The organism is Kitasatospora sp. NPDC058184 (assembly GCF_042883725.1).
Classification (GTDB): Bacteria; Actinomycetota; Actinomycetes; order Streptomycetales; family Streptomycetaceae; genus Kitasatospora.
Genome location: NZ_JBHVVE010000035.1, coordinates 52,089 through 76,052, shown reverse-complemented (window position 1 = coordinate 76,052; position 23,964 = coordinate 52,089). Strand labels below are relative to the sequence as shown.

The following is a 23,964-nucleotide window of genomic DNA, read 5'->3' as shown; positions in this document are numbered from 1 at the left end:
CCGTGGGGTCGGCGTGGCAAACCCGTGCGGCCCGTCGAAGAGAGGCCCTAATGGCGGGCGGCGTACTCGGGGAGGGTGTGGATCGGGGGGCGTTCGAGGGCGGTCACCGGGTGGGTGTGGGCGGTGAAGGCGCGGGTTTCCGGGTCGCGGGTGAACTGGGTGAGGTGGGGGTGGACGAGGTCGGCGGAGGCCTTGAGGCGGTGGGTGCGGTCGAGGCGTTCCAGGGCGGTCCGGTAGATGGTGGCGGCCATCCGGCCGAGGGCCTGGCCGTCCTGGTGGCGGTGGTGCCGGACGCCGACGTCCACCTGGGCGAGGGCGTCCAGGCCGGCCAGCTCCAGGGCGTCGACCAGCAGGCCGAGTTCGACGCCGTAGCCGGTGGGGAAGGGCAGCCGTTCGAGCAGTGAGCGGCGGGCCGCGTACTCGCCGCCGAGGGGCTGGACGAAACCGGCGAGTTCCGGCCAGTGGAGGTTGAGCAGGGGGCGGGCGACGAGTTCGGTGACCCGGCCGCCGCCGGCTGGCAGGACGGCGCCCTCCGACTCCAGCGGGCGGTCGTACATGGCCTTGACCAGCTGGATGGACTCGTCGGTGAGCAGCGGGCCGATGATGCCGGAGACGAAGGCCGGGTCGAACTCGCGCAGGTCGGCGTCGACGAAGCAGACGATGTCGCCGTGGGTGACCAGCAGTGAGCGCCAGAGCACCTCGCCCTTGCCGGGGACGGCGGGCAGCCGGGGCAGGACGGCGTCGCGGTGCTCGACCCGGGCGCCGGCCTCGGCGGCGACGGCGGCGGTGGCGTCGGTGGAGCCGGAGTCGACGACGACGAGTTCGTCGACGAGCGGGAGGCGTTCCATCAGCTCGCGGCGGATGGTGCGGACGATGTCGCCGACGGTGGCCTCCTCGTCCAGGGCGGGGAGGACCACGCTGACCGTGCGACCGGTGCGCTCCTTGGCGTCGAGCAGGGTGCGGACCGGCCGGTCGGCCGCGCTCCAGGAGCGGCGGCGCAGCCAGGACGCCGCCTGCGGGAGGAGCGCGGGAGTCGGTTCGGCGGGCACGGAGATCTCCTCGGCGAGGTCGGTGGGACGGGTCATCTCGCTTGGCGGACGGTCCCGTTCAGGTTTGACGCCTTCGGATACAGTCTTCGTACAGCGGTCGGACCTTTGCACGCCGGGGTCTCCGTTGAGCACCACCACAATTTCACAAGCTCATCCAGAGGGACTGAGGGAACGGCCCGTTGACGTCCCGGCAACCTTCTCGCGCGGCTGTCTGTCGACAGGCCCCGGCGGGACAGGTGCCAATTCCGTCCCGTGTCGCGACCGCGCCACGGGGAAGATGAGGAGAGAGGCCTCGCCATCATGGCTATCGACACTGCCGCACCCGTTTCCGTCGACCTCGGCCCGGCCGCCGCGCTGTCCTGTCGCGAGTGCGGCACCCGCTTCCCGCTCGGCCCCAGCTTCGCGTGCCTGGAGTGCTTCGGCCCGCTGGAGATCGCCTACGAGTTCGGCAGCGAGGGCGCCGAGGAGTTGCGCAAGCGGATCGAGGCCGGTCCGGCCTCCATCTGGCGGTACGCGCCGCTGCTGCCGGTGCCGGCCGACGTGGCGTCCAAGCCGAACCTGAACCCGGGGTGGACCCCGCTGGTGAAGGCGGACAACCTGGGCCGGGAGCTCGGTTTCACCGCCCAGCTGCACGTCAAGGACGACTCCGGGAACCCGACGCACTCGTTCAAGGACCGGGTGGTCGCGTGTGCGATCGAGGCGGCCCGGGCGTTCGGCTACACCACGCTGTCCTGCTCCTCCACCGGCAACCTGGCCGGCGCGGTGGGTGCGGCGGCGGCCCGGGCCGGGTTCCGGTCCTGCGTGTTCATCCCGCACGACCTGGAGCAGGGCAAGGTCGTCATGGCCGGGGTGTACGGCGGCGAGCTGGTCGGCATCGAGGGCAACTACGACGACGTGAACCGCTTCTGCTCGGAGCTGATCGGCGACCCGGCCGGCGAGGGCTGGGGCTTCGTCAACGTGAACCTGCGGCCGTACTACGGCGAGGGCTCCAAGACGCTGGCGTACGAGATCTGCGAGCAGCTCGGCTGGCGGCTGCCGGAGCAGATCGTGATCCCGATCGCCTCGGGCTCGCAGCTGACGAAGATCGACAAGGGGCTCCAGGAGCTGATCAGGCTCGGCCTGGTCGAGGACCGGCCGTACAAGGTCTTCGGCGCCCAGGCGGAGGGCTGCTCGCCGGTGTCGGCCGCGTTCAAGGCCGGCCGGGACGTGATCAAGCCGGTGAAGCCGGACACCATCGCCAAGTCGCTGGCGATCGGCAACCCGGCCGACGGCCCGTACGTGCTGGACATCGCCCGCCGTACCGGTGGCGCGGTGGAGGACGTCACGGACGCCGAGGTCGTGGCGGCGATCCGGCTGCTGGCGCGGACCGAGGGGATCTTCGCCGAGACCGCGGGCGGGGTGACCGTCGGCGTGCTGAAGAAGTTGGTCGAGACCGGGCAGCTGGACCCGGCCAAGGAGACCGTCGCGATCAACACCGGCGACGGGCTGAAGACCCTGGACGCCGTCTCCGATTCCGGGATGACCGCCGTCATCCGCCCGACGCTGGACTCGTTCCGCGCCGCCGGCCTCGTGTCCGCCTGAACCACCCGATAGGCCCCGCCCCCGCTAGGAGAGTCATGAGCGCCACCGTCCGCATCCCCACCATCCTGCGCACCTACACCGACGGCGCCGCCGAGGTGACCGCCGAGGGTGCCACCCTGGCCGAGGTCGTCGCCGACCTGGAGAAGAACCACGCGGGCATCGCGGCCCGCGTCCTGGACGACACGGGCAAGCTGCGCCGCTTCGTGAACGTCTACGTGAACGACGACGACGTGCGCTTCGCCGAGGGTCTGGCGACCGAGATCAAGGACGGCGCCAGCGTCTCGATCATCCCGGCGGTGGCCGGCGGCTGCTGAGCCGACAAAGCAGAACCCGCGGTCGCCCGCGCGTACGGAAATCCGTTCTCCGTATGCGCGGGCGACCGCTCGCATTCCGGCGGGAATATTTCCGGGTCGAGTCGGAGTAGAGTGTGGCTCGGCTGGGAACAGGGTTTCCCTTTCGGCCCCCGCAGTGCTCGGCCCGGGGGCGTCCGGCCGCCGGGGGCGGACCGTGAAACATGTCAGGCAGATGTCAGAATTCGCGCGGGCATTTGAGTAATTCGTCCGCTATGTCCGGCGTGGAATGCCGAGATTATTCCGATTCGATCCGTCCTGTCCCTTGACGCCTTGGCGGAATTACCGGCGGTTGGCCCTGTTGCAGAGGGCGTCGATCCGGATACATTCAGCGGCGGTCGACGCAATCACCCGCTCACCGGAGGCCGCCCGGCGTTCCGCGCGGATGGTTGCGGCGTGCACGGCTGCGCCCAGGGGGGGTTCCCCGGGCCGGCCTTCAACCAACCCGGGCCCGCGACCTGCGGGCACGTGAAGGGCCAGCACAGCACTAGGGGAGTTCGGAATGGCTCAGGGCACCGTCAAGTGGTTCAACGCGGAGAAGGGCTACGGCTTCATCGCGGTCGACGGTGGTGCGGACGTCTTCGTCCACTACAGCGCGATCCAGATGGACGGCTACCGCACCCTCGAGGAGGGCCAGCGGGTCGAGTTCGAGATCTCCCAGGGACAGAAGGGCCCGCAGGCGGACATGGTCCGCGCGGCGGTCTGACCCCTTCCGACTCCAGGAGCTCGGCGCGGCCCTACGGCTGGTGACCACTCGCTTCTCGACGGGCCCGTGCGACGCGTGTCGTACGGGCCCGTCGGCGTTCCCCGACACGGCTCCGCCGGGGCTCGGGCGGGGCTCCGGCGACGGCTCGCGGATCGTCGATTGGGCTTGCACTCGACCACCCGGAGTGCTAATCATTGGCGTTAGCACTCACAGCGTGAGAGTGACAGCGGACCGGGTCGGTGAGGCCCCCGGGAGCGGTAGGGGAATGGACCCCCGCACACCAGGGCCGTCCGTCGCGGGCACCCCTTGGTCCGAGCAGTCGACCGTGTCCCGGAGGACCACTTCAGATGGCCAAGATCATCGCCTTTGATGAGGAAGCTCGCCGCGGCCTTGAGCGTGGCATGAACCAGCTCGCCGACGCCGTGAAGGTCACGCTCGGCCCCAAGGGCCGCAACGTCGTGCTGGAGAAGAAGTGGGGCGCCCCCACGATCACCAACGACGGTGTCTCCATCGCCAAGGAGATCGAGCTCGAGGACCCGTACGAGAAGATCGGTGCGGAGCTCGTCAAGGAGGTCGCCAAGAAGACGGACGACGTCGCGGGTGACGGCACCACCACCGCCACCGTGCTCGCCCAGGCCCTGGTTCGCGAGGGTCTGCGCAACGTCGCCGCCGGCGCCAACCCGATGGCCCTGAAGCGCGGCATCGAGAAGGCCGTCGCGGCCGTCTCCGACCAGCTGCTGGCCCAGGCCAAGGACGTGGAGACCAAGGAGCAGATCGCCTCCACCGCCTCCATCTCCGCCGCTGACACCCAGATCGGCGAGCTCATCGCCGAGGCCATGGACAAGGTCGGCAAGGAAGGCGTCATCACCGTCGAGGAGAGCAACACCTTCGGTCTGGAGCTCGAGCTCACCGAGGGCATGCGCTTCGACAAGGGCTACATCTCCGCCTACTTCGCCACCGACCTGGAGCGGATGGAGGCGACGTTCGAGGACCCGTACATCCTCATCGCCAACTCCAAGATCGGCTCGGTCAAGGACCTGCTCCCGCTGCTGGAGAAGGTCATGCAGAGCGGCAAGCCGCTGGTCATCATCGCCGAGGACGTCGAGGGCGAGGCCCTGTCGACCCTGGTCGTGAACAAGATCCGTGGCACCTTCAAGTCCGTCGCCGTCAAGGCCCCGGGCTTCGGTGACCGCCGCAAGGCCATGCTCGGCGACATCGCCATCCTCACCGGTGGCACCGTGATCTCCGAGGAGGTCGGCCTCAAGCTGGAGAACGCCGGCATCGACCTGCTGGGCACCGCCCGCAAGGTGGTCATCACCAAGGACGAGACCACCATCGTCGACGGTGGCGGCGACAGCGAGCAGGTCGCGGGCCGCGTGAACCAGATCCGCGCCGAGATCGAGAACAGCGACTCGGACTACGACCGCGAGAAGCTCCAGGAGCGCCTCGCCAAGCTGGCCGGCGGCGTGGCCGTCATCAAGGCCGGCGCGGCCACCGAGGTGGAGCTCAAGGAGCGCAAGCACCGCATCGAGGACGCCGTCCGCAACGCCAAGGCCGCCGTCGAGGAGGGCATCGTCGCCGGTGGTGGCGTCGCCCTGCTGCAGGCCGGTGTCGCCTTCGACAAGCTGGAGCTGGAGGGCGACGAGGCCACCGGTGCCAACATCGTCAAGGTCGCGCTGGAGGCCCCGATCAAGCAGATCGCGACCAACGCCGGCCTGGAGGGTGGCGTCGTGGTGGAGAAGGTGCGCAACCTCCCCGCCGGTCACGGCCTGAACGCGGCCACCAACACCTACGTCGACCTGATCGCCGAGGGCATCATCGACCCGGCCAAGGTGACCCGCTCCGCGCTGCAGAACGCCGCCTCCATCGCGGCGCTGTTCCTGACCACCGAGGCCGTCATCGCCGACAAGCCGGAGAAGGCCGCCGCGGCCGCCGGCGGCGGCATGCCGGGCGGTGACATGGACTTCTGATCCTGATCCCTCGGATCGGATCGGCTGGTTCCTCGTCCGTGTGGGCGGCTCCCTTCGGGGGGCCGCCCACACGGCGTTTCGGCGTCCGGCGGCGTCCGGAAGTTCCGGGGCCCGGGCGTTCGGACGTCCGGGCGTTTCGGCGTTCGGCCGGGTGGACGGAGAATGGACGGATGGCTTCCGACGACATCGAGACCGCCCTGCACAACGCGCGGGCACTGATCCTGGCCGACCTCACCGCGCGGGACGTGGCGGACGCCGCCGTCGTCTCGCTGGTGGAGCAGGCCGTGACGCACCGCCGCTGGTGGCTGGAGCAGTGGCCGGACGGCACCGAGTACGTGCTCGGGCTGGTCGCCCAGGACGTCCAGGACGCGCTGCTGGAGGCGTACGGGCGCTGGCCGCTGTGCACCGGGTGCGCGGCCGACGGGGACCCGCACGCGCTGAGCGTGGAGCCCGAGCTGGGGCCGGAGCCGCACTGGGTGTGCGGCAAGCAGGGCGCGGTGGTGGCGCCGGTGGGGAAGCTCGCCTAGCCCGGCCGGCTCGGGGCCGGGGGTGCCTTCCGGGGGTGGTGCGCGGGTGGGTACGGTGCGCGCATGAGGCGCTGGGTGTGGGGTGTGGCGGGCGGGTGCTGCGGGCTCGGGCTGTGGTGGGCCGTGCTGGAGGCGGCGGGGGCCGGCCACGACGCGTGGTGGGCCGTGGCCGGGCGGGTGCTGGCCGTGACGGGGGGAGTGGCCGCCGCGGACCGGGTGCGCGGGCGGTGGGGCTGACGGGCCTCAGAGGGTGCCGAGCTCCGCGGTCAGGTTGGCGCGGGCGGCCGCGGTGAAGCGCTCGCGGGCGGCCGGGGTGCGGTAGAGGTCCGGCAGGGCGAGCAGATGGCGCAGGATGGCGGCCCGGCCGGCCGCGAAGTCCGGCGCGGGGACGAAACCGTACTCCTCGCGGACCGCGGCCGCGTACGCCGCGTACGCCTCGGGGGAGCCGCCGAGGACGGCGAGGTCCGCGTCGCAGAGCACCTCGCCGTCACGGTCGCCGGGGGCGGGGTCGTGGCCGACGGTGAGCAGCACGAGGCGCTCGACCTCGGCGACCCGCTCGGCGGGCAGCCCGGCGGCGGTCAGCGCGCGGACGGCCAGGGCGGCGCTGCGCTCCTCGTTCTCGGTGCGGTCGGGGCGGTAGACGGCGTCGTGGAACCAGGCCGCGAGGCGGACGGCCTCCGGGTCGGCGGCGTGCCCGGCCAGCTCGTCGACCAGGCCCAGCACCGCGCGCAGGTGTGCGGCGGTGTGGTAGCGGCGCTGCGGCTCCGACCAGCGGCGCAGCAGCTCCCGGCCGTACGGCTCGGGGTCGACGGCGGCCCCGCAGCGGTGCAGCAGGGCGGTCCAGGCGGCGAGCAGGTCGTCGGTGGGCGGGTCGGCGAGCGGGCCCTCGGCGGGCGGGTCGGCGAGCGGGCCCTCGGCGGGCGCGTCGGTGAGCGGTTCCTCGGCGGGCGGGGCGTCCTCGGTGGTCGGCATGGCGACCATTGTGGCGGCCCGGCCGGGTGCCGGACCCGGGGAGTGGGCGCTGGACCTATAGGTAGGTTGACGATATATGTAGTCGTATGACAGAACGCTCCATGCAGGAGCCCACGCTGCTGCTGCTCACCGCGCTGGCCGACGCCCCGCGGCACGGCTACGCGCTCATCCAGGAGATCGCCGCGATCTCCGACGGCCGGGTCAAGATGCGCACCGGCACGCTCTACGGGGCGCTCGACCGGCTGCTGGGCCAGGGCCTGATCGAGGTCGCCGCCGAGGAGGTGGTGGACGGCCGGGCCCGGCGCAGCTACGCGCTGACCGCCGCCGGCCGCGAGGCGCTGGCCGCCGAGGCGGAGCGGCTGCGGGCGGTCGCCACCGAGGCCGAGCGCCGGCTGACCAGGATCCGGTCGATGCTGCCGGGCAAGACCGGGTCGCAGGGGCGGCCCGCGACGGGGGGAGGCCTCTCATGACCACACCGGTGATCGGCGCGGGGCCCTCCGCGGTGCTGCGGGCCGCGCTCCAGCTCTACCCGGAGCCGTACCGCCGCGAGCGCGGCGAGGAGCTGGCCGAGGTGTTCGCCGACACGACGGCGGCGGGCGGCCGGCCGGCGGTCGCCCGGGAGGTCCTCGGCCTGGCGGTGTACGGGCTGCGGGTGCGGCTCGGGCTGACCGGCGCCACGGCGGCCGGGCGGCTGCTGGCGATGGTCGCGCCGATGCTCGCCGGGGCGGTGGCCGGTGCCACGCTGGTGGCCTGGGTGACCACCGTGGACCGGATCGTCAACTGGCTCACCTGGGAGGACCCGTACAAGGTCTACTTCTCGTCGCTCTGCGCGCCGGTGGCGGCCGCGCTGCTCCTGGTGGCGGGGCTGCTGGGGCGGTGGACGGCGGTGCGGGGCAGCGCGCTGGTCCTGGGGGCGGTGGGGCTCTACAACCTGGCGGACGCCGTCTGGTCCTCCTCCTTCGACCTGTGGTGGAGCGGCTACATCGCGATGGCCACGCTGCCGCTGGTGCTGGCCGCGCTGCTGCTGGCGGCGGCGCCGACGGACCTGCTGCCCCGGCCGGGCCTGCGCGCGGCCGGCCTGGTGCTGGCGTCGGGGGCCGTGGGCGGGCTGCTGGAGGCGGCCCAGAGCTGGGACGACACCACCTTCCCGCTGGACCTGGTGTGGTTCGTGGTGATGCTGGTCGTCCCGCTGCTGCTGACCTTCGCCGGGCTGCGCGGGCGGGTGGCGCCGACGGCGGCGGGGGTGGCGGCGCTGGTGCTGGCCGGGCCGGGCTGCCTGTTCAACATCTGGCGCGGGTCCGGCGGGGTCTCGCAGCTGCTGCCGGCGGTGGGGCCGTCGGTGGCCGCGCTGGTGCTGGTGGCGGTGGCGGTGCACCGGTTCGGCCGGTCGGAGGCGGTCGGGGCGTCCGGTGCGATCGGGGCGGTCCACGGTCCGGCGTGACCGGGAGGTTCGGGGGGCCGTTCCGGCGTGACCGGAACGGCCCCCTGGGAGTTTCCGGGGGCGGGCCGATGTGGCAGGCTGTCGAATATGTCTAGACCAATTTTCGAAGTCATCGCGCTGACGCCCCAGGACGCCCAGGCCGCCGAGTCGGGCGGCGCCGACCGGCTCGAACTGGTCACCGACATGGCGGCCGACGGGCTCACCCCGTCCGTCGAGGACTTCGGCCGGATCCGGGCCGCCGTCGGCATCCCGCTGCGGGTCATGCTGCGGATCCGGGACGGCTTCGCCCCCGGCGACGTGGACGGGCTGTGCGCCCGGGCCGCCGCGCTGCGCGCCGAGGGGGCCGAGGAGTTCGTGCTCGGCTTCCTCGACGCCGACGGCGCCGTCGACCTGGCCGCCACCACGGCCGTCGCCGAGGCGATCGCCGGCTGCCGCTGGACCTTCCACCGGGCGATCGACCACAGCGCCGACCGGGCCGCCCTGCGGGCCGCCGTCGGCGGGCTGCCCGGCCTGGACACCTTCCTCACCTCCGGCGCGGCCGCCGGGGTGGACGCCGGGCGCGAGGTGCTGTCGGCCGAGCTGGCCCGGGCCGGCGAGCCCGGGTACCGGCAGCGGATCCTGATCGGCGGAGGCCTGCGGGCCGAGCACCTGAAGGAGCTGCGGGCGGAGGGCTTCGACGCCTTCCACGTCGGCGGCGCGGTGCGGGTCGACGGCTGGCGGACGCCGGTGGACGCGGCCAAGGTCGCCGAGTGGCGGGCGCTGATCGACGCCTGAGCGCGGGTGCGCCGGTACGGGCGTTCGTACGGAAGGGCCGGTCCGCGGACCGGCCCTTCCGCGCACTACCGCAGCTGCTCCGGCAGCGGCTCGCGGTGCAGCACCGTCAGCCCGGAGACCGCACGGGTCAGCGCCACGTACAGCCGCCGCAGGCCGGTCCGCTCGTCCGGCTCCCCGGCGACCACCGCGGCCGGCTCGTCCAGCACCACGTAGTCGTACTCCAGACCCTTGGCCAGCGAGGCCGGGACGAGGGTGAGCCGGGCCTCCGCGCTGGTCTCGTCGCCGGGGGAGAGGTACGGCAGGCCGGCCGCGGTCAGCGCCTCGGCGAGCCGCGGGACGCGGGCGTCGGCGGCGATCAGGCCGGTCGAGCCCTCGTGCTGCAGCGCCTCCCGGCAGGCGGCCAGGACCGCCTCCGTGCCGGCCGCGTCGCCGTTCCCGTCCGTGTCTCCGTTGGCGTCGCCGTCCGCGATCCGGCGGATCGTCAGCGAACCGGGCGCCTCACGGACCGAGGAGGCCGGGGCCAGGCCGGGGGCGATCGCCGGGAGCAGCCGGGAGGCGTACGCGATGACCTCCTCCGGCACCCGGAAGCCCTTGGTCAGCTCCTCGATGTGTGCCTGCGGCTTGCCCAGGTGGCGCAGCGCCTCCGGCCAACTCGCCGTCGCCCACGGGGTGGTGCCCTGGGCGAGGTCGCCGAGGACGGTCGCCGAACCGGTGGTGCAGCGGCGGCCGACCGCGCGGTACTGCATCGGGGAGAGGTCCTGGGCCTCGTCCAGCACCACGTGCCCGAGCGAGGGGGTGCGCTGCACCAGGTCGGTGGCCTCGTCGACCAGGACGGCGTCGGCCGCCGTCCAGCGGGCGGTCTTCACCGAGCGGCCGGGCTTGGGCCACAGCACCGCCCGCTGCTCCTCGGGCGTCAGCACGCCCTCGGCGCAGGCGGCCAGGAACTCCGGCTCGGAGAGCAGCCGCAGGACCAGCTTCGCCGGGTCGACGGCCGGCCAGCACTCCTTGACCACCGCCTTGACGGCGCTGTTGCGGGCCACCGCGTCCTGCACCCGGTCGTCCGGGGCCTCGCCGCCCTGCTCCATCTTCAGCAGCACGGCGTGCGCGATGCGCTGCGGCAGGGCGTCCCTGGCCGCGCCGTAGCGGGTCTCGCGGCCCTTCAACTCCTCGATGATCTCGACCAGTTCGTACACCGGTACGCGCCAGCGGCGGGAGCCGCGGACCACCACGCAGGGCTCGGTGGGCAGCGCGATGCCCGACCGCACCGCCCGGCGCAGCACCTCGGCCATCCGGGCGTCGCCCTTCAGCCGGGCCGCCTCCGGGTCGTCCTCGCCCCTCACCTCGACGTGCCCGACCAGCTGCTGCACGGTGGCCTGGGCGACCTCCAGCTCGCCGAGGGCCGGGAGCACCTGCTCGATGTAGGAGAGGAAGGCGTTGTTCGGCCCGATCACCAGGGTGCCGGTCCGGGCCAGGCGCTCGCGGTGGGCGTACAGCAGGTACGCGACGCGGTGCAGGCCGACGGCGGTCTTCCCGGTGCCGGGCGCCCCCTGGACGCAGATGGTGCCCGTGATGTCCGAGCGGACGATCTCGTCCTGCTCGGGCTGGATGGTGGCGACGATGTCGCGCATCGGGCCGACGCGGGGCTTCTCGATCTCGGCGGCCAGCAGCGCGGAGGCGGAATCGGTCTCGGCCGGGTCGCTGAGGTGCTCGTCCTCGTAGGCGGTCAGCTCGCCGCCGGTGTAGCCGAAGCGGCGGCGGCGGTCGACGTCCATCGGGTCGGTGCGGCTGGCCCGGTAGAACGGCTGGGAGACCGGCGCGCGCCAGTCGATCACCATCGGGTCGCCGTCGGCGTCGTGGACGTGCCGGCGGCCGATGTAGAAGCTCTCGCCGCCGCTGCCCTCGCTCAGCTCCTCGCTGATCGCGTGCAGGTAGTCGAGGCGGCCGAAGAACAGCGGGGTGTGCGAGAGGTCGGCCAGGGCGGCGATCCTGGCCTCGATCTGGTTCTGGAGCACGAGGGCGGTGACCCAGGTGCCGGTCACGTCGCGGATGTCGAGCGACTCGACGTCCTCGCGCATCGCGCGCAGCGCGGCCCGGGAGGCGGCCAGGTGGTCGCGTTCGCGCTGGAGGGGGTCGGTGGTGGAGGTGGCGGGCACAGCGAACCTTCCCGGCTGCCCCCGGTGGCGGGCGCAGCGGATCGTAGGAGCTCACGGTGGGTACGGCCGACCGGTTGCCGAACGGTCGGTACCTCCCCCGGCTGCCTGCGGGACTTCAGCAGGTACCACGGTTCGGGAGGGGGCAGACGGACGATCTTAGACCCGTCCGCCCCTGGGGGCCAGCCGCGCGGGTCCCGGGGTTCCGGCCGTACCGGCCTCGGGGTTCGCCCTACCCCGGCCTCGGGGGCCGCCGTACACCCGGCGGACGAGCCGCGCACCTGCGGATACGGCCTTTGGAGTGATGCCGACCGCCGGTCGGGTGCCTACCGTTGAAGACATGAGCACCACGAACCGAACCCCCCGACCCGGCCCGTCCGGCGCCACCGCCGTCTCCGGGCGCCACCGCAACCCGCTGAGCACCGCCGTCCGCAACGTCGGCATCGCCCTGGACACCGCCGCGCGCGTGATCTTCCTCGGGCGCGACGGTGTCCGGTACTGAAGGCGCCGTCCGGTACTGAAGGCCGTGTCCGTTCCCGGGACGGCCTACCGCCCGTGCGTCACAGCACGTCGTCCGCGTCCATGATCCGGTACGCGTAGCCCTGCTCGGCCAGGAAGCGCTGCCGGTGGGCGGCGAAGTCCTGGTCCACGGTGTCCCGGGCGACCACCGAGTAGAAGTGGGCCGAGTGGCCGTCCGCCTTGGGGCGCAGCACCCGGCCGAGGCGCTGGGCCTCCTCCTGGCGGGAGCCGAAGGTCCCGGAGACCTGGATGGCCACGGTGGCCTCGGGCAGGTCGATCGAGAAGTTCGCGACCTTGGAGACCACCAGGACGCCGATCTCCTTGTTCCGGAAGGCCTCGAAGAGCTTCTCGCGCTGGGCGTTGCTGGTCTCGCCCTTGATCACCGGGGCGTCCAGGGCCTCGCCGAGCTCGTCCAGCTGGTCGATGTACTGGCCGATGATCAGCGTCTGGTCCTTCTCGTGCTTCCTGACCAGCGCCTCCACCACCCGCCGCTTGGTCGCCGTGGTGGCGCAGTAGCGGTAGCGCTCCTCCGGCTCGGCGGTCGCGTAGGCGAGCCGCTCGGAGTCGGTCAGGGTGACCCGCACCTCGCAGCAGTCGGCGGGCGCGATGTAGCCCTGCGCCTCGATCTCCTTCCACGGCGCGTCGAAGCGCTTGGGGCCGATCAGGCTGAACACGTCGCCCTCGCGGCCGTCCTCGCGCACCAGCGTCGCGGTCAGGCCGAGCCGGCGGCGGGCCTGGAGGTCGGCGGTGAACTTGAACACCGGCGCGGGCAGCAGGTGCACCTCGTCGTAGACCACCAGGCCCCAGTTGCGGGCGTCGAACAGCTCCAGGTGGGCGTAGACGCCCTTCCGCTTGGTCGTCATCACCTGGTAGGTGGCGATGGTGACCGGGCGGATCTCCTTCTTCGTCCCGCTGTACTCGCCGATCTCGTCCTCGGTGAGCGAGGTGCGCTTGACCAGCTCGTGCTTCCACTGGCGGGCCGAGACGGTGTTGGTGACCAGGATCAGCGTGGTCGACTTGGCGTGCGCCATCGCGGCCGCGCCGACCAGCGTCTTGCCGGCGCCGCAGGGCAGCACGACCACGCCCGAGCCGCCGTGCCAGAAGCCCTCGACGGCCTGCGCCTGGTACGGGCGCAGCTGCCAGCCGTCCTCGTCCAGGTCGATCGGGTGCGCCTCGCCGTCCACGTACCCGGCGAAGTCCTCGGCGGGCCAGCCGAGTTTGAGCAGCACCTGCTTGATCTGCCCGCGCTCGGAGGGGTGCACCACCACGGTGTCCGGGTCGACCCGGGCGCCGACCAGCGGGACGACCTTCTTGGAGCGCAGCACCTCCTCCAGCACCGGCCGGTCGGTGGTGGTGAGCACCAGCCCGTGGGTCGGGTGCTTGAGCAGCTGGAGCCGCCCGTACCGGCCCATGGTGTCCGCCACGTCCACCAGCAGCGCGTGCGGCACCGGGTAGCGCGAGTACGTCACCAGGGCGTCCACCACCTGCTCGGCGTCGTGCCCGGCCGCCCGCGCGTTCCACAGCCCGAGCGGCGTCACCCGGTACGTGTGCACGTGCTCGGGCGCCCGCTCCAGCTCGGCGAACGGCGCGATGGCGCGACGGCAGTCGGAGGCCCTGGGGTGGTCGATCTCCAGGAGAAGAGTTTTGTCGCTCTGGACGATGAGCGGTCCATTCACCTGGCACGCGTCCTTCCAACAGGCAGCTGCCCAGATGTGGGCGGCCAAAGTTTCAGTATGCCGTATCAACCGATGGCGGGAGCAACGTGCGGTGGCAACGAGGCCGGGTGTCCATTGACCGCGAGATGCCACGACAGAGTGAACGGCCTAGCCGTCGCGCCTAGGGGCTTGTATCGTCAGATTTTGAGAAACAGAGCTGTTGGGCGACAGGTATGACTGCTTGAGGAGGTTGCTGTGCTGCTGCGGTTCCGGGTGACCAACCATGCGTCCCTGCGGGATGAGCAGGAACTTTCCCTGGTTGCGTCCGACCGCCACCCCGAACGGGCAGAACGCGAGCTCGCTAGCGGGGGCCACCGTGTCGTGCCCGTAGCCGCGATCTACGGAACGAATGCATCCGGCAAGTCCAACGTGGTCGATGCGATCCGCTGGATGCGCCAAGCCGTGCTGTCATCGTTCCGGCGCTGGGACCCAACCGGTGGGGTTCCGCGCCGTCCTTTCGCACTTCGCCGGGACGTGGCGTCGTCGCCGACCTCGTTCAGCGTCGATTTCGCCTTGAACGGGGTGCGCCACGAGTTTGGCTTCTCCGTCGACGACGACCGTGTGACCGAGGAGTGGCTCTACTACTACCCGGAGCGCAAGGCCAATCGACTGTATGAGCGTAGGGCTGACTCTTCGGTTGTGTTCGGCCGGTCCTTGACAGGTCGAAAGAAGATCATTTCCGAGTTGCTCCGTCCGAACAGTCTGTATCTGTCGGTTGCGGCGGCTCAAGGACACCCGCAGCTCAGTGAGGTGTACCGATGGTTCCAGACGGGCCTGCGGCTCGCCACGGACGGTAACTTCAGGGCTCGCTTGGATCACACTGTCCAGCTTCTGCTGGGTGGCCGACAGCAGGTCGGGCCAGCGCCGGTGATGAGGCTGCTCCAATTCGCGGACCTCGGGGTCTCGGGGTTGGAGGTAGAGGAGCCGGATGAGGCGGTTGTGGATGACTACGAGCGACTCACCCAGGCGATGAGGGAAGCGTTGGGCGAGAGGGTGCGTGTCGAAGCGCAGGGCCTTCATTCGGTCCGCGTCGAACACCGGACTGTCGAGGGAGTTTTTCCGCTGGACCTCGGGGAGGAGTCGAGTGGTACGCGCACGTGGATCGGACTCATGGGTCCCGTGCTCGTAGCCCTCGCCCAGGGTGCCGTGCTGTGCGTGGACGAACTCGATGCCCGTCTCCATCCGTACCTCGTCGACGCCCTCGTCGGCATGTTTCAATCACCTGACATCAACCGCTCAGGTGCGCAACTGATCTTCAGTACTCATGAGGCCGCCCTGCTGGGCAGGAATGTGCGGACCGAGCTCTTCCGGGACCAGGTGTGGTTCACGGAGAAGGACGCCGATACCTTGGCAACCCGGCTCTTCCCCATGACCGAGTTCCACGTGCGTGACTCCTTGGAGAACTTGGAGAAGCGCTACCTGGCTGGTCGCTACGGAGCGGTCCCGTATCTGGACGATGACTTGATGAGCGAGATTTCCGAGGCGGTCGGAGGGGCGTAGGTGGGGCGCAGGGGGAAGCCGTTGCAGAGGGCGGGCAGCTCGCGTTCGGAACAGCGCAGGTTCCTGATCTACTGCGAGGGCGAACGCACCGAGGACCAGTACTTCAAGGGACTCAAGCAAGAGTTGAAGTCGCTGCCTGTGACCATCTGTCTCGGTGGCGACCATGGCGAGCCCAAGTCCTTGGTGAGATCAGCCATCAAGCACAAGGAGCGAGCTGCTCAGTCAGCCGCAGACAGGTACACCCCGTACGACGAGGTGTGGTGTGTTGTTGATGTCGAGGCCCCGATTCCCCACCCTTCGCTCGACCAAGCCTTGAAGCTCGCGCAACAGGCGGGGGTGAACATGGCTTTGTCCAACCCATGCTTCGAACTCTGGATCCTGCTGCACCTCAAGCGTGTTTCGGCCTACCAGACCTCGGACTCCATGCAGACCGCGTTGGAGAAGGCGGTGGACTGCGGCTACACGGTCCAACGAAAGCATCTGGACTACGCGAAGCTCCGTGGTTCGGACGATGCCCGATACATCGAGGCCAAGGAGCGTGCAGAGAAGCTGCGTACGGGAAGTGCGATTGGGCACCGAGCCAATCCTTGGACGAACGTGGACATGCTCGTAGAGCTGCTACGACAGGGCCAGGTCCGACCTTGATGATGTGATGACGTGCGCATCAGGCTTGATCGCCTGGACGATGAGCGGTCCGTCGTTCACGCGGGGAAGCCCTCCACTGGCTGACAGGGTGGATTGACGCAGACCCTCCAGTGTCGCGCATCGCGGGCGGTGCGCGGGAGCCGCCCGGAGTGACCACCGTCCGTACTCGCTCGTTGAGCTGGTCATGAAGAAGTCGAAGCGTGTTCTCACCGCCCTCGCCCTGATGGGCTCGGCCTTCGCGGCCACCGCCTCCTCGGCCGGCTCGGCCCACGCCCTCGCGGGCATCGGCGAGGGGCCCGGCGGCCTGCTCGCGGCGCCCGGGTTCCTGCTGGCGGACACCGTCACCGGGGGGTCGATGCCGGTCGGGCAGGGGCAGATCGGCAGCCTGGCGGACAAGGCCGTCCAGGACAAGATGAAGGAGGCGCAGCAGGGGCACTGAAGGCCCCCGGCCTCCCCGGGGTCACTCGTCGAGTTCCGCGACGCCGGTGATGCGGTGCAGGGCGAAGGTGCGGAGTTCGTCGGCGTGGTGGTCGAAGGCGGTGACGAAGCCGCCTTCGACCTTGACCGGGTCGATGATGCGCTGGCTGGCGATGCCCTCGGCGTTGAGGTAGCCGATCCACATGCGCTCGCCGAGCAGGACGGCCGTCTGCAGGGCGGCCAGGGTCTCGGCGGCGGCGGTGCGGGGGAGCCGGCGCGGGTCGGGGGCGGGGTCGCGGCGGGTGGCGGTGGCGGCGCGGTCACCGGCCCGGATGGCCTTGATGGCGGCCGCGAGCAGGGTGTCGTCGGGGGCGGGCGGTCCGTCGGGGACGGGCGCGGGGGCCGTCCGGGGCGGGGTGCGGCGGCTGTCCGGGCGGGTGATCAGCACGTCTCCCTCGGCGGACTCGGCGGCCGGGGCGTAGCCCATGGTGCGCAGGGCGGCGAGCAGGACGTCCGGGGCGGCCTGGGAGGCGAGGACGGTGGGGGCGAGCAGCCGCAGCCGCAGGTCGGCGGAGCGGCGGTCGGCGAGGACCTCGCCGAGCAGCGACGGGTCGTCGCAGCGCAGGTAGGAGGAGGCGGCGCCGACCCGCAGGACGCCGTGCCGGCGGGCGACGTCGTCGACCAGGTACGCGAGCGGCTGCGGGACGGGCGTACGGCTGTGCTGCTCCAGGAAGGCCCGCAGGTCGGTGGCGGTGCGGCCGGCGTCGAGGGCGCGGCGCACCGAGGCCGGGGTGAAGCGGTAGACGGTGGCGCCGCCCTTGGACTCGATGTCGGCGCACAGGGCGAGGGCCTGGGCGAGCGGGGTGAGCAGCGGGCCGGGGGCGATCGCGGTGAGGTCCGGCTGGAGGATCACGTGGTCCAGCGGCTGCGGGAGCAGCGGGGCGAGCACCTCGGCCGGGTCGGACTCGGCGGTGAGCAGGGCGCGGGCGGGGGCGGCCAGGGCGCCGCGGCCGGTGATGCCGAGGAGTTCGGCCTCGTCGAGGGTCCAGGCGGTGAGTTCGTCGCGCAGGTCGCGGCCGTCCGGGCCGACGGGGCCGCCGCGCAGCGGGCGCTGCCAGCGCAGGGCGGGGAGCAGCTCCTCGGCGGTGGCCGGGGTGCCGGGCGGCAGTTCGGCGAGCAGGGCGAGGGTGGCGCGGCGGACGGACGGGGCGAGGGTGCGGTCGAGTTCGGGGCCGAGGGCGGCGCGCGGCTTGCCCCGGCCGTCCGGGGTGCCGGTGAGGGCGGGGACGCGGGTGGCGGCGAGCCAGGCGCCGGCCAGGACGGACCAGCGCTCGGCGGTGTCCAGGTGCAGCCAGGTGTCGTACCCCGGGGTGGGGGCCCAGCGTTCGTCCACCTCGCCGTCGGGGGCCAGCAGGCCTGCGGTGTAGGCGAGTTCGAGCCAGAAGGCGGTCTGCTGCTCGGTGTTCTCCAGGGCCTGGGCGGTGCGCTTGAGGTCGCGGACGCCGAGGCCGCCGGCGCGCAGGGTCAGCGGCGGGGTGAGGCCCCAGCCGTCCAGCAGCTCCTCGACGGTCTTGACGGCGGTGTGCGCCTGGCCGGCCGCGGCGGCGTCCACGGCCTGCGGGTCGCGCGGGGCGGCGGCGGGCGCGGGCTCGGGCTGGACCGGCTCGACGGTGCGGTGGGTGCGGCCGCCGCGCAGGTGCAGGGCCAGCTCGCGGGGCAGCACGACGCTGCCGGGGCTGCTGGGCAGCAGCAGGCCGCGGGCGAGCAGCCACTCGACGGGGCTCTGCGCGTCCTCGGCGGTGACCGGGCGGGTGGCGTCCGGGACGGTGCCGGTGGGCGGGCCCCAGACCAGCCGCTCCAGCAGCCGCAGCGCGGCCTCGGGCGCGGTGTCGAGCAGTGCGGCGCAGCGGGCGCGGTCGGTGAGCAGCGCGGTGAGCGCGGCGACGGCGCTGACCGGGTCCGGGGTGCCGGGCTCTCCCGCCGAGGCGAGCAGCTGCTGCAGCCGGGCCGGGGACATGCCGACGGTGGCGTCGGCGAGGGTGGGGCCGAGGCCGGTGCGGCCCGGGTTGACGGCGGTCGGGGCGAGCGCCTCGCGGACGGCGAGGACCAGCCGCAGCCCGTTGTCCGGGCCCCAGAGCAGCGCCCGGTCGCGCAGGGTGGCGAGCGCGCGCGGCAGGGCGGTGGCGACGGCGGACCGGTCGGCGGGGGTGAGCGGGGTGGCGCCGGGGTGCGGCTTGACCTTCGCCGGGCCGGTCAGCAGGGTGCGGACGGTGCTCAGCGAGGTGCCGTCCGGGGCGGTGGCCAGGGCCTCGGCGACCTGGAGGGTGAAGCGGTCGAGCCGCTCCAGGGCGCGCAGCGCGGAGGCGCGCGAGGAGAGCCGGGCGGACAGCTGGGTGAGGTCGCCGGGGACGGGGTTCAGCAGGTCGGGGCGGGAGCGGAGCAGGGCGGCGAGCGCGTCGTCGGGACGGGCGCGCAACTCCTCGGCGAGGGTGCGCGGGCCGGTGGCGGACCTGCCCCGGCGTTGAGGGCCCTGCTGTGTGGTCATTCGACCTAGGTTAGTCGGGCGCGGGGACGACGGGGTGTCCGTCGTCCGGGCGCACCTCCGGCGCTCCGCCGTACCGGCGGACGGACTCGCGCGGGCGGGGGCGGGGTGGGTAGCGTCTCGCCGAGGGCGGTTCGGTGGGCGGCCGGTACGGGCGAGGCGGGGTGGTCGGTGATGACGGACGGCGAGTGGTGGCGCAAGAGCGGGCCGTGGAGCGAGCGTTCGGTCGGCGGCCCGGACGCGGGCCCGGACGCCGCTTCGGACGCCGGCTCGGGTTCGGGCTCGGGCGCCGGTTCGGGTGAGGCCGCGTCCGGCGGCGCTCCGGAGGCTCCGTCCGCCCCCGTTCCCGCTCCGGACTTCGACCCCGACAGCGTGTACGACCCGCCGGCGCCGAGCGCGGGCGGCATCCCGTCCGTGCCGCTGCACCTGCCGGAGACCGTCGCCGGGGACCGGCCGGACGGGCCCCCGCCGACGACGGTGTCGAGCACCGGCCCGTGGACGATGACGCTCTTCGACTTCTCGGACGGGCCGCGGCCCGCGCCGAAGCCGATCCCCGGGCAGCGCACCGCCGAGGAGGCCGCCGAGCAGGCGGCGGCGGAGACGGCGGAGACGGCGGCGGCGCCCGCCGCGGACCTGACGAAGAAGCCGCGCAGGGGCTGGCTCAGGCCGGCCCCCGCCGCCCCTCCCGCGCCGCCCGAGGCCCCGGCCGGGAAGGCCGGGGGCAAGGCCAAGGGGAAGGGGAAGGCCAAGGGGAAGGGCAAGGAGGCGGAGAAGGAGGCGCCCGCCCGCAAGCCCTCCCCGCTGATCCTGCTCTCCTGCGCGCTGCTGGTCGGCGGAGCGGTCTCCGGCTTCCTCCCGGCCATGCTGGCCGGTTGGGGCCTCGGCTACCTGTCCCGCCAGATCTCCGACCTGATGCGGAAGTTCGTGATCCTCGGCATCCCGCTGGTCACGATGAGCGTGTCCACCTTCTACTCCATGCAGCAGGCCAAGCAGGCCGGCGGACAGGGCGGCGGCCTCCAGTCGGGCTCGCCGCTGGGCGCGATCAGCTGGTCGTCCGCCCCGAACGTGCTGCGGCTGTCCGCCGTGCTGTCGGCGGTGGTCCTGCTGCTGCTCGCCCTGCGCCGCCGCCCGCCGCAGCAGCAGGGCTGAGCGCGGGGGCCGGTCCGGTCCGGCCCCCGCCGGGCAGGGCTACTTGCGGACGAAGCAGCCGGAGCCGTCCACGACGGCGTGGGTGCCGCCGTTGTGTGACGGTGGCGCCGGGGCGCGGGCGGGGCGTCAGTCGTCGGCGAGGTGGACGAGTCGGCGGAAGGTCGTCGGGTCGCCGAGGTGGTCGACGATCCAGTGGGCGACGGTGGCGCGGGTGGCGGTGCCGGCCCGGGGGAGCGGTCGGTCGTACGAGACCTGCGGGCCCGGGGACGGCGGGCCGTCCTTGAGCATCGGCACGCGGACGACCGTCCAGGCGGTGTCGGAGCCGGCGAGCACCGCCTCCATCCGGGCCAGGTCGTGGTGGACCTCCCGGTACAGCCGGTCGACCACCAGCCTGGCCACCACCCGTTGGGCGCGCGGGAGCCGGCTGGTGTCCAGCCCCGCCGAGCTCATCGTGACCAGGTGCCGGGCGCCGCCGTCCCGCAGCGCCGCGGTCAACTCCCGGGCGCCGTCGGAGAAGACGGTGGTGACGGTCCGGCGGCCCGTGGTGCCGAGGGTGGCGACGACGGCGTCCTGGTCGCTCAGCGGCCCCCGCAGGGAGCCCGGCCGGCCGACGTCGGCCCGGGCGGTGAGCGGGGTGCCGTGCGCGTACTCCGGTAGCCGGGCGGGGTCGCGGGCGACGGCGGTGACGGTGTGTCCGGCGGCCAGTGCGAGGTCGACCACCAGACGGCCGGTGCGTCCGGTGGCACCCACGACTGCGATCCTCATCGGTTCCCTCCTCGGGATGGTTCGGGATGGTTCGGGATGGTTCGGTCTCGGATGGCGCCTTGTCATTCATTCAGATGGACTGTATGAATGAAATCAAGTGAACCACGGCGCACCGCGCGTGCGAACCCGAAGGAGCGATGGAACATGGGAGTTCGGCAGGATCGGTACCCCGACCTGGACGGCCGGGTGGTCGTGGTCGCCGGCGGCAGCCGCGGCATCGGCGCGGAGACCGCCCGCGCCTTCGCCCGGCAGGGCGCGGCCGTCGCCGTCCTCGGGCGCGACGCGCAGGCGCTGGCGGAGGTGGCGGACGGCCTGCGGGCGGAGGGGGTCCGGGCGCTCGGACTGGTCGCCGACTGCACGGACGCGGCGGCACTCGGCTCCGCCGCCGCCCGGATCGAGCGGGACCTCGGCCCCGTCGACACCCTGGCCGCCTTCGCCGGCGGCGGAGGCTACCCGGTACCGACCGTCCGCGAGACCGAGGAGCACTGGCGGGCCGTGCTCGACGGCAACCTCACCGCCACCTTCCTCACCGTCCAGGCCTTCCTGCCCGGCCTGCTGGCCCGCCGCGGCGGTTCGATCGTCACCATGGCCTCCACGGCCGGCCGGCTGGCCGGCGGCGCCTCCGCGGCGTACGCCACGGCCAAGGCGGGGGTGCTGATGTTCACCCGGCACCTCGCCCTGGAGGTCGCCGGTGAGGGCGTGCGGGTCAACGCCATCGCACCGGGCGCCGTCCGCACCGAGCGGACCGCCGCGCAGATGCCGCCCGAGGTGCAGGCCGCGGTCGCCGCCGCGCACCCGCTGGGCCGCCTCGGCGAGCCGGCGGACGTCGCCTCGGCCACGCTCTTCCTGGCCTCCGACGCGTCCTCCTGGATCACCGGGCAGACCCTGGACGTCAGCGGCGGGCGGGTCATGCTCTGAGCGCCGGGCCCGCTCCGCCGGGCGCCGGGCCTTCCCCGCCCGGGTGAACCGATCGGCGATACTGCCAGTTCACACGGAACGAGTGGAGGCGAGCGGGATGAGCCCCCGGTCCTACCGGATGGGACAGCGGCAGGCGGAGGTCGACGAGACCCGCGCCCGGATCGTCGCGGCCGCCCGCGCGCACCTGGCCGAGACCGGCGGGGTCTCGCTGGACGCGGTCGCCCGCCGCGCGGACGTCGCCCGGGCGACCGTCTACTACCAGTTCGGCTCCAAGGCGGGCCTGCTGGAGGCGGTCTGCGACGCCCTCGCCGAGCAGGGCGGCATGGCCCGGCTCGCCGAGGCCTTCACCCAGGCCGACCCCTGGGCGGCGGTGGACCGCTTCGTCGAGGTGATGGGCGGCTTCTGGGCGGTCGACCGGGTCTGCACCCGCCGCCTGCGCGCCCTTGCCGCGCTCGACGAGGAGGTCGGCCGGGTCATCGCCGACCGCGACGCCCGCCGCCGCGAGGGCGCCGCGGTGCTGGCCGGCCGGCTGCCCGACGCCCCGGCGGACGCGGGGCGCCTGCTCTTCGTGCTCACCGCCTTCGAGACCTACGACGCGCTGGCGGCGGAGGCGGCGGGAGCCGTGGGCGGCGGGGCCGACCTGGCCGTCGCCACCCCGGCGGTCACCCGCCTGGTCCGCGCCGCCCTCGGCGGGCCGGTCGACGGGTCGTAGGCCCCGGGTCAGCTGGCCTGCCGCGCGGCCGTGCCGAGGATGCCGGCGGTGACGGCCGCCGGGTCGTCGGTGGGCAGTGCGTGGCCGGCGCCGGGGACGATCTCGACCCGGGCGGTGGGCACCAGCCGGTGCAGGCGGTCGGCGACGGCCCGGGCGTCGTGCAGGGCGCTGCGTTCGCCGAGGAGGAAGAGGGCGGGGGCGGTGAGCCGGCCGAGTTCCCGGTCGGTGAGGGTGGCGGCCGGGGGCAGGCGGCGGCGGAAGCCCATCGAGGCGCGGACCAGCGCCATCAGTTCGGTCTCCAGGACGGCGCTGTTGCCGACCAGCCGGGCCAGCCGGGGGCGCAGCGGGCGCGGGGCCGTCGCGGCGAGGCCGCCGAGGACGAGCCAGGTGTAGAAGCGGCGGTCCAGGTCGGCGAGGCCCGCCGTTTCGACCAGGGTGAGGGCGGCGGTCCGTCCGGGGTGGTGGATCTGGTGGTTGAGGGCGATCCAGCCGCCGTAGGAGCAGCCGACCAGGTGGGCGGAGGGCAGGTCGAGGGCGGTGAGCAGCTCCTCCAGCCAGGCGGCGGCGTCGCGGCCGTCGGTGACGGGGGCGCTCTGCACGCTGGCGCCCGGTTCGCCGACGGTGTCCACGGCGATCACGGGGTGCTGTGCGGCGAGGGCGTCGAGGTGGCGGTGCCACATCAGCGCGTTGCCGCCGGAGCCGGGCAGCAGCACGATCGGCCGGCCCTCGGCGCGGCCGGTGCGGTACACCCGGGTGGTGCCGTAGCCGGTGGGGACGTCGAGCGGTGTCCAGGGCCCCGGCCGGAGTTCGGTCAGCGCGCGCTCGTAGGCGGCGCGGAAGCGGGCTTCGGCCTTGCCGTTCTTGAACTCGCTGATTCGCATGGTACATGTGTATCACATGCATGATACGGGTGTACCAAGTGAAGCGGGACGAACAGACGGAGGCCGGAATGACCGCGAAGGTCGACCACGAGGAACGCCGCCGGCAGATCGCCGAGGCCCTGCTGCGCATCGCCGACACCCAGGGCCTGCAGTCCGCCAGCATGCGGGCCGTCGCCACGGAGGCCGGGGTCTCGCTGCGGCTCGTCCAGTACTACTTCACGACCAAGGAGGGCCTGCTGCTGGACGCCCTGGCCAGGCTCGGCACCCAGCTCCAGGCCCGGATGGAACGGTGGATCGGCCAGGCCCGCGCCCCCCGGGAGGTGGTGGCGGCGATCCTGTCCTGCATCCTGCCGACGGACGCCGAGAGCCGCCGGATCACCAGGACGTACGCGGCGTACTACGCGCTGGTGCTCGGCGACCCCGAGGTGCTGGCGAAGCAGGCCGCGCAGCCGCCGGTCGTCCTGGAGGGCTTCCTCGCCAAGCAGCTCCGGGCGGCGCAGCAGGCCGGGGGGATCGGGCCGGAGCGGGACGTCGAGGCGGTCGCGGCCGGGCTGCTGGCGATGGTCAACGGGCTCGGCTCCAGCGTGCTGGGCGGCCAGCGCACCGGTGAGCAGGCGCTCGCGGTCCTCGCGTACCACCTGGACGAGCTGTTCGGGCGGCCGGAAGCCGGCTGACGGCCGG

Annotated in this window: 24 protein-coding genes and 1 riboswitch; of the genes, 17 read left to right on the top strand and 7 right to left on the bottom strand. The window is 73.1% G+C overall.

Annotation, left to right across the window (positions count from 1 at the left end; translation table 11 throughout):
* Positions 1 to 47 precede the first annotated feature (47 nt).
* Entirely contained in the window at positions 48 to 1,085 is a 1,038-nt protein-coding gene (locus tag ACFVXH_RS38830) for a glucosyl-3-phosphoglycerate synthase (protein WP_375876433.1), read from the bottom strand.
* 111 nt (positions 1,086 to 1,196) lie between these two features.
* A riboswitch (SAM riboswitch) is annotated at positions 1,197 to 1,333 on the top strand.
* 16 nt (positions 1,334 to 1,349) lie between these two features.
* Between ACFVXH_RS38830 and thrC the strand changes: the two genes are divergently transcribed.
* From thrC to ACFVXH_RS38800, 6 genes are all read left to right on the top strand, one after another.
* Positions 1,350 to 2,630 (top strand): threonine synthase, encoded by a 1,281-nt coding sequence (gene thrC / locus ACFVXH_RS38825; RefSeq protein WP_074005446.1) that lies wholly within the window; start codon positions 1,350 to 1,352, stop codon positions 2,628 to 2,630.
* A 35-nt stretch (positions 2,631 to 2,665) separates the two neighbouring features.
* Positions 2,666 to 2,944, top strand: coding sequence for a MoaD/ThiS family protein (locus tag ACFVXH_RS38820; RefSeq protein WP_387830888.1), 279 nt, complete (start codon positions 2,666 to 2,668; stop codon positions 2,942 to 2,944).
* Positions 2,945 to 3,482: 538 nt separating this feature from the next.
* On the top strand, positions 3,483 to 3,686 hold the full coding sequence (locus tag ACFVXH_RS38815; RefSeq protein ID WP_030289665.1) for a cold-shock protein: 204 nt from the start codon (positions 3,483 to 3,485) through the stop codon (positions 3,684 to 3,686).
* 347 nt (positions 3,687 to 4,033) lie between these two features.
* Entirely contained in the window at positions 4,034 to 5,656 is a 1,623-nt protein-coding gene (groL, locus tag ACFVXH_RS38810; RefSeq protein ID WP_049652341.1) for a chaperonin GroEL, read from the top strand.
* 170 nt (positions 5,657 to 5,826) lie between these two features.
* The gene (locus ACFVXH_RS38805) at positions 5,827 to 6,183 is read left to right on the top strand and encodes a hypothetical protein (RefSeq protein WP_049652339.1); all 357 of its coding nucleotides are present in this window, start codon (positions 5,827 to 5,829) and stop codon (positions 6,181 to 6,183) included.
* Positions 6,184 to 6,246: 63 nt separating this feature from the next.
* Positions 6,247 to 6,420, top strand: coding sequence for a hypothetical protein (locus ACFVXH_RS38800; RefSeq protein WP_181970643.1), 174 nt, complete (start codon positions 6,247 to 6,249; stop codon positions 6,418 to 6,420).
* A 6-nt stretch (positions 6,421 to 6,426) separates the two neighbouring features.
* Here ACFVXH_RS38800 and ACFVXH_RS38795 read toward each other — a convergent pair whose 3' ends face one another.
* Entirely contained in the window at positions 6,427 to 7,164 is a 738-nt protein-coding gene (locus ACFVXH_RS38795) for a hypothetical protein (RefSeq protein WP_387830885.1), read from the bottom strand.
* A gap of 77 nt (positions 7,165 to 7,241) precedes the next feature.
* Here ACFVXH_RS38795 and ACFVXH_RS38790 point away from each other — a divergent pair, with 77 nt between their 5' ends.
* The 3 genes from ACFVXH_RS38790 to ACFVXH_RS38780 all read left to right on the top strand — a co-directional run bounded on the left by ACFVXH_RS38790 (position 7,242) and on the right by ACFVXH_RS38780 (position 9,370).
* Positions 7,242 to 7,625, top strand: coding sequence for a PadR family transcriptional regulator (locus ACFVXH_RS38790; RefSeq protein ID WP_049652335.1), 384 nt, complete (start codon positions 7,242 to 7,244; stop codon positions 7,623 to 7,625).
* Positions 7,622 to 8,596, top strand: coding sequence for a hypothetical protein (locus ACFVXH_RS38785; RefSeq protein ID WP_387830883.1), 975 nt, complete (start codon positions 7,622 to 7,624; stop codon positions 8,594 to 8,596). The genes ACFVXH_RS38790 and ACFVXH_RS38785 overlap by 4 nt, the downstream gene beginning before the upstream one ends.
* Positions 8,597 to 8,683: 87 nt before the next feature.
* Entirely contained in the window at positions 8,684 to 9,370 is a 687-nt protein-coding gene (locus ACFVXH_RS38780) for a copper homeostasis protein CutC (protein ID WP_049652332.1), read from the top strand.
* 65 nt (positions 9,371 to 9,435) lie between these two features.
* On the opposite strand, the gene ACFVXH_RS38775 is transcribed toward ACFVXH_RS38780, so the two are convergent.
* Positions 9,436 to 11,523: a HelD family protein gene (locus ACFVXH_RS38775; protein ID WP_387830881.1), complete on the bottom strand. Its 2,088-nt coding sequence runs from the start codon at positions 11,521 to 11,523 to the stop codon at positions 9,436 to 9,438.
* A gap of 337 nt (positions 11,524 to 11,860) precedes the next feature.
* Between ACFVXH_RS38775 and ACFVXH_RS38770 the strand changes: the two genes are divergently transcribed.
* Positions 11,861 to 12,022, top strand: a complete 162-nt coding sequence (locus tag ACFVXH_RS38770) for a hypothetical protein (protein ID WP_158077777.1) — start codon at positions 11,861 to 11,863, stop codon at positions 12,020 to 12,022.
* A 58-nt stretch (positions 12,023 to 12,080) separates the two neighbouring features.
* Here the strand turns inward: ACFVXH_RS38770 and ACFVXH_RS38765 are convergent, their stop codons facing one another.
* Positions 12,081 to 13,715: a DNA repair helicase XPB gene (locus ACFVXH_RS38765; protein ID WP_117489067.1), complete on the bottom strand. Its 1,635-nt coding sequence runs from the start codon at positions 13,713 to 13,715 to the stop codon at positions 12,081 to 12,083.
* A gap of 234 nt (positions 13,716 to 13,949) precedes the next feature.
* Here ACFVXH_RS38765 and ACFVXH_RS38760 point away from each other — a divergent pair, with 234 nt between their 5' ends.
* The 3 genes from ACFVXH_RS38760 to ACFVXH_RS38750 all read left to right on the top strand — a co-directional run bounded on the left by ACFVXH_RS38760 (position 13,950) and on the right by ACFVXH_RS38750 (position 16,338).
* Positions 13,950 to 15,254, top strand: a complete 1,305-nt coding sequence (locus ACFVXH_RS38760) for an ATP/GTP-binding protein (RefSeq protein ID WP_387830878.1) — start codon at positions 13,950 to 13,952, stop codon at positions 15,252 to 15,254.
* The gene (locus tag ACFVXH_RS38755; protein ID WP_387830876.1) at positions 15,255 to 15,899 is read left to right on the top strand and encodes an RloB family protein; all 645 of its coding nucleotides are present in this window, start codon (positions 15,255 to 15,257) and stop codon (positions 15,897 to 15,899) included.
* A gap of 184 nt (positions 15,900 to 16,083) precedes the next feature.
* The gene (locus ACFVXH_RS38750) at positions 16,084 to 16,338 is read left to right on the top strand and encodes a hypothetical protein (protein WP_049652328.1); all 255 of its coding nucleotides are present in this window, start codon (positions 16,084 to 16,086) and stop codon (positions 16,336 to 16,338) included.
* A gap of 21 nt (positions 16,339 to 16,359) precedes the next feature.
* Here the strand turns inward: ACFVXH_RS38750 and ACFVXH_RS38745 are convergent, their stop codons facing one another.
* Positions 16,360 to 18,861, bottom strand: coding sequence for a helicase-associated domain-containing protein (locus ACFVXH_RS38745; RefSeq protein ID WP_387830874.1), 2,502 nt, complete (start codon positions 18,859 to 18,861; stop codon positions 16,360 to 16,362).
* 171 nt (positions 18,862 to 19,032) lie between these two features.
* Here ACFVXH_RS38745 and ACFVXH_RS38740 point away from each other — a divergent pair, with 171 nt between their 5' ends.
* The gene (locus ACFVXH_RS38740) at positions 19,033 to 20,007 is read left to right on the top strand and encodes a hypothetical protein (RefSeq protein ID WP_387830872.1); all 975 of its coding nucleotides are present in this window, start codon (positions 19,033 to 19,035) and stop codon (positions 20,005 to 20,007) included.
* 126 nt (positions 20,008 to 20,133) lie between these two features.
* Here ACFVXH_RS38740 and ACFVXH_RS38735 read toward each other — a convergent pair whose 3' ends face one another.
* Complete coding sequence (locus tag ACFVXH_RS38735) at positions 20,134 to 20,772, bottom strand: NAD(P)-dependent oxidoreductase (RefSeq protein WP_387830870.1); 639 nt, start codon at positions 20,770 to 20,772, stop codon at positions 20,134 to 20,136.
* Positions 20,773 to 20,916: 144 nt separating this feature from the next.
* On the opposite strand from ACFVXH_RS38735, the gene ACFVXH_RS38730 reads away from it, so the two are divergent.
* The gene (locus tag ACFVXH_RS38730) at positions 20,917 to 21,690 is read left to right on the top strand and encodes an SDR family NAD(P)-dependent oxidoreductase (protein WP_049659549.1); all 774 of its coding nucleotides are present in this window, start codon (positions 20,917 to 20,919) and stop codon (positions 21,688 to 21,690) included.
* Between the two features lie 97 nt (positions 21,691 to 21,787).
* On the top strand, positions 21,788 to 22,402 hold the full coding sequence (locus tag ACFVXH_RS38725; protein ID WP_387830868.1) for a TetR/AcrR family transcriptional regulator: 615 nt from the start codon (positions 21,788 to 21,790) through the stop codon (positions 22,400 to 22,402).
* An 8-nt stretch (positions 22,403 to 22,410) separates the two neighbouring features.
* On the opposite strand, the gene ACFVXH_RS38720 is transcribed toward ACFVXH_RS38725, so the two are convergent.
* Positions 22,411 to 23,283 carry an alpha/beta fold hydrolase gene (locus ACFVXH_RS38720; protein WP_387830866.1) on the bottom strand — a complete coding sequence of 291 codons (873 nt, stop codon included), beginning with the start codon at positions 23,281 to 23,283 and terminating at the stop codon, positions 22,411 to 22,413.
* A gap of 68 nt (positions 23,284 to 23,351) precedes the next feature.
* On the opposite strand from ACFVXH_RS38720, the gene ACFVXH_RS38715 reads away from it, so the two are divergent.
* The gene (locus ACFVXH_RS38715) at positions 23,352 to 23,957 is read left to right on the top strand and encodes a TetR/AcrR family transcriptional regulator (protein WP_387830864.1); all 606 of its coding nucleotides are present in this window, start codon (positions 23,352 to 23,354) and stop codon (positions 23,955 to 23,957) included.
* Positions 23,958 to 23,964: the final 7 nt, after the last annotated feature.

What these genes read in the sequence shown, in the direction of transcription:
- ACFVXH_RS38720 (WP_387830866.1), bottom strand. Translation starts at nt 23,283, where the DNA reads ATGCGAATCAGCGAGTTCAAGAACGGCAAGGCCGAAGCCCGCTTCCGC.
- ACFVXH_RS38830 (WP_375876433.1), bottom strand. Translation starts at nt 1,085, where the DNA reads ATGACCCGTCCCACCGACCTCGCCGAGGAGATCTCCGTGCCCGCCGAA.
- ACFVXH_RS38715 (WP_387830864.1), top strand. Translation starts at nt 23,352, where the DNA reads ATGACCGCGAAGGTCGACCACGAGGAACGCCGCCGGCAGATCGCCGAG.
- ACFVXH_RS38780 (WP_049652332.1), top strand. Translation starts at nt 8,684, where the DNA reads ATGTCTAGACCAATTTTCGAAGTCATCGCGCTGACGCCCCAGGACGCC.
- ACFVXH_RS38735 (WP_387830870.1), bottom strand. Translation starts at nt 20,772, where the DNA reads ATGAGGATCGCAGTCGTGGGTGCCACCGGACGCACCGGCCGTCTGGTG.
- ACFVXH_RS38770 (WP_158077777.1), top strand. Translation starts at nt 11,861, where the DNA reads ATGAGCACCACGAACCGAACCCCCCGACCCGGCCCGTCCGGCGCCACC.
- ACFVXH_RS38725 (WP_387830868.1), top strand. Translation starts at nt 21,788, where the DNA reads ATGAGCCCCCGGTCCTACCGGATGGGACAGCGGCAGGCGGAGGTCGAC.
- ACFVXH_RS38745 (WP_387830874.1), bottom strand. Translation starts at nt 18,861, where the DNA reads ATGACCACACAGCAGGGCCCTCAACGCCGGGGCAGGTCCGCCACCGGC.
- ACFVXH_RS38800 (WP_181970643.1), top strand. Translation starts at nt 6,247, where the DNA reads ATGAGGCGCTGGGTGTGGGGTGTGGCGGGCGGGTGCTGCGGGCTCGGG.
- ACFVXH_RS38740 (WP_387830872.1), top strand. Translation starts at nt 19,033, where the DNA reads ATGACGGACGGCGAGTGGTGGCGCAAGAGCGGGCCGTGGAGCGAGCGT.
- ACFVXH_RS38815 (WP_030289665.1), top strand. Translation starts at nt 3,483, where the DNA reads ATGGCTCAGGGCACCGTCAAGTGGTTCAACGCGGAGAAGGGCTACGGC.
- ACFVXH_RS38750 (WP_049652328.1), top strand. Translation starts at nt 16,084, where the DNA reads ATGAAGAAGTCGAAGCGTGTTCTCACCGCCCTCGCCCTGATGGGCTCG.
- ACFVXH_RS38730 (WP_049659549.1), top strand. Translation starts at nt 20,917, where the DNA reads ATGGGAGTTCGGCAGGATCGGTACCCCGACCTGGACGGCCGGGTGGTC.
- ACFVXH_RS38820 (WP_387830888.1), top strand. Translation starts at nt 2,666, where the DNA reads ATGAGCGCCACCGTCCGCATCCCCACCATCCTGCGCACCTACACCGAC.
- ACFVXH_RS38785 (WP_387830883.1), top strand. Translation starts at nt 7,622, where the DNA reads ATGACCACACCGGTGATCGGCGCGGGGCCCTCCGCGGTGCTGCGGGCC.
- groL (WP_049652341.1), top strand. Translation starts at nt 4,034, where the DNA reads ATGGCCAAGATCATCGCCTTTGATGAGGAAGCTCGCCGCGGCCTTGAG.
- ACFVXH_RS38790 (WP_049652335.1), top strand. Translation starts at nt 7,242, where the DNA reads ATGACAGAACGCTCCATGCAGGAGCCCACGCTGCTGCTGCTCACCGCG.
- ACFVXH_RS38805 (WP_049652339.1), top strand. Translation starts at nt 5,827, where the DNA reads ATGGCTTCCGACGACATCGAGACCGCCCTGCACAACGCGCGGGCACTG.
- ACFVXH_RS38795 (WP_387830885.1), bottom strand. Translation starts at nt 7,164, where the DNA reads ATGGTCGCCATGCCGACCACCGAGGACGCCCCGCCCGCCGAGGAACCG.
- thrC (WP_074005446.1), top strand. Translation starts at nt 1,350, where the DNA reads ATGGCTATCGACACTGCCGCACCCGTTTCCGTCGACCTCGGCCCGGCC.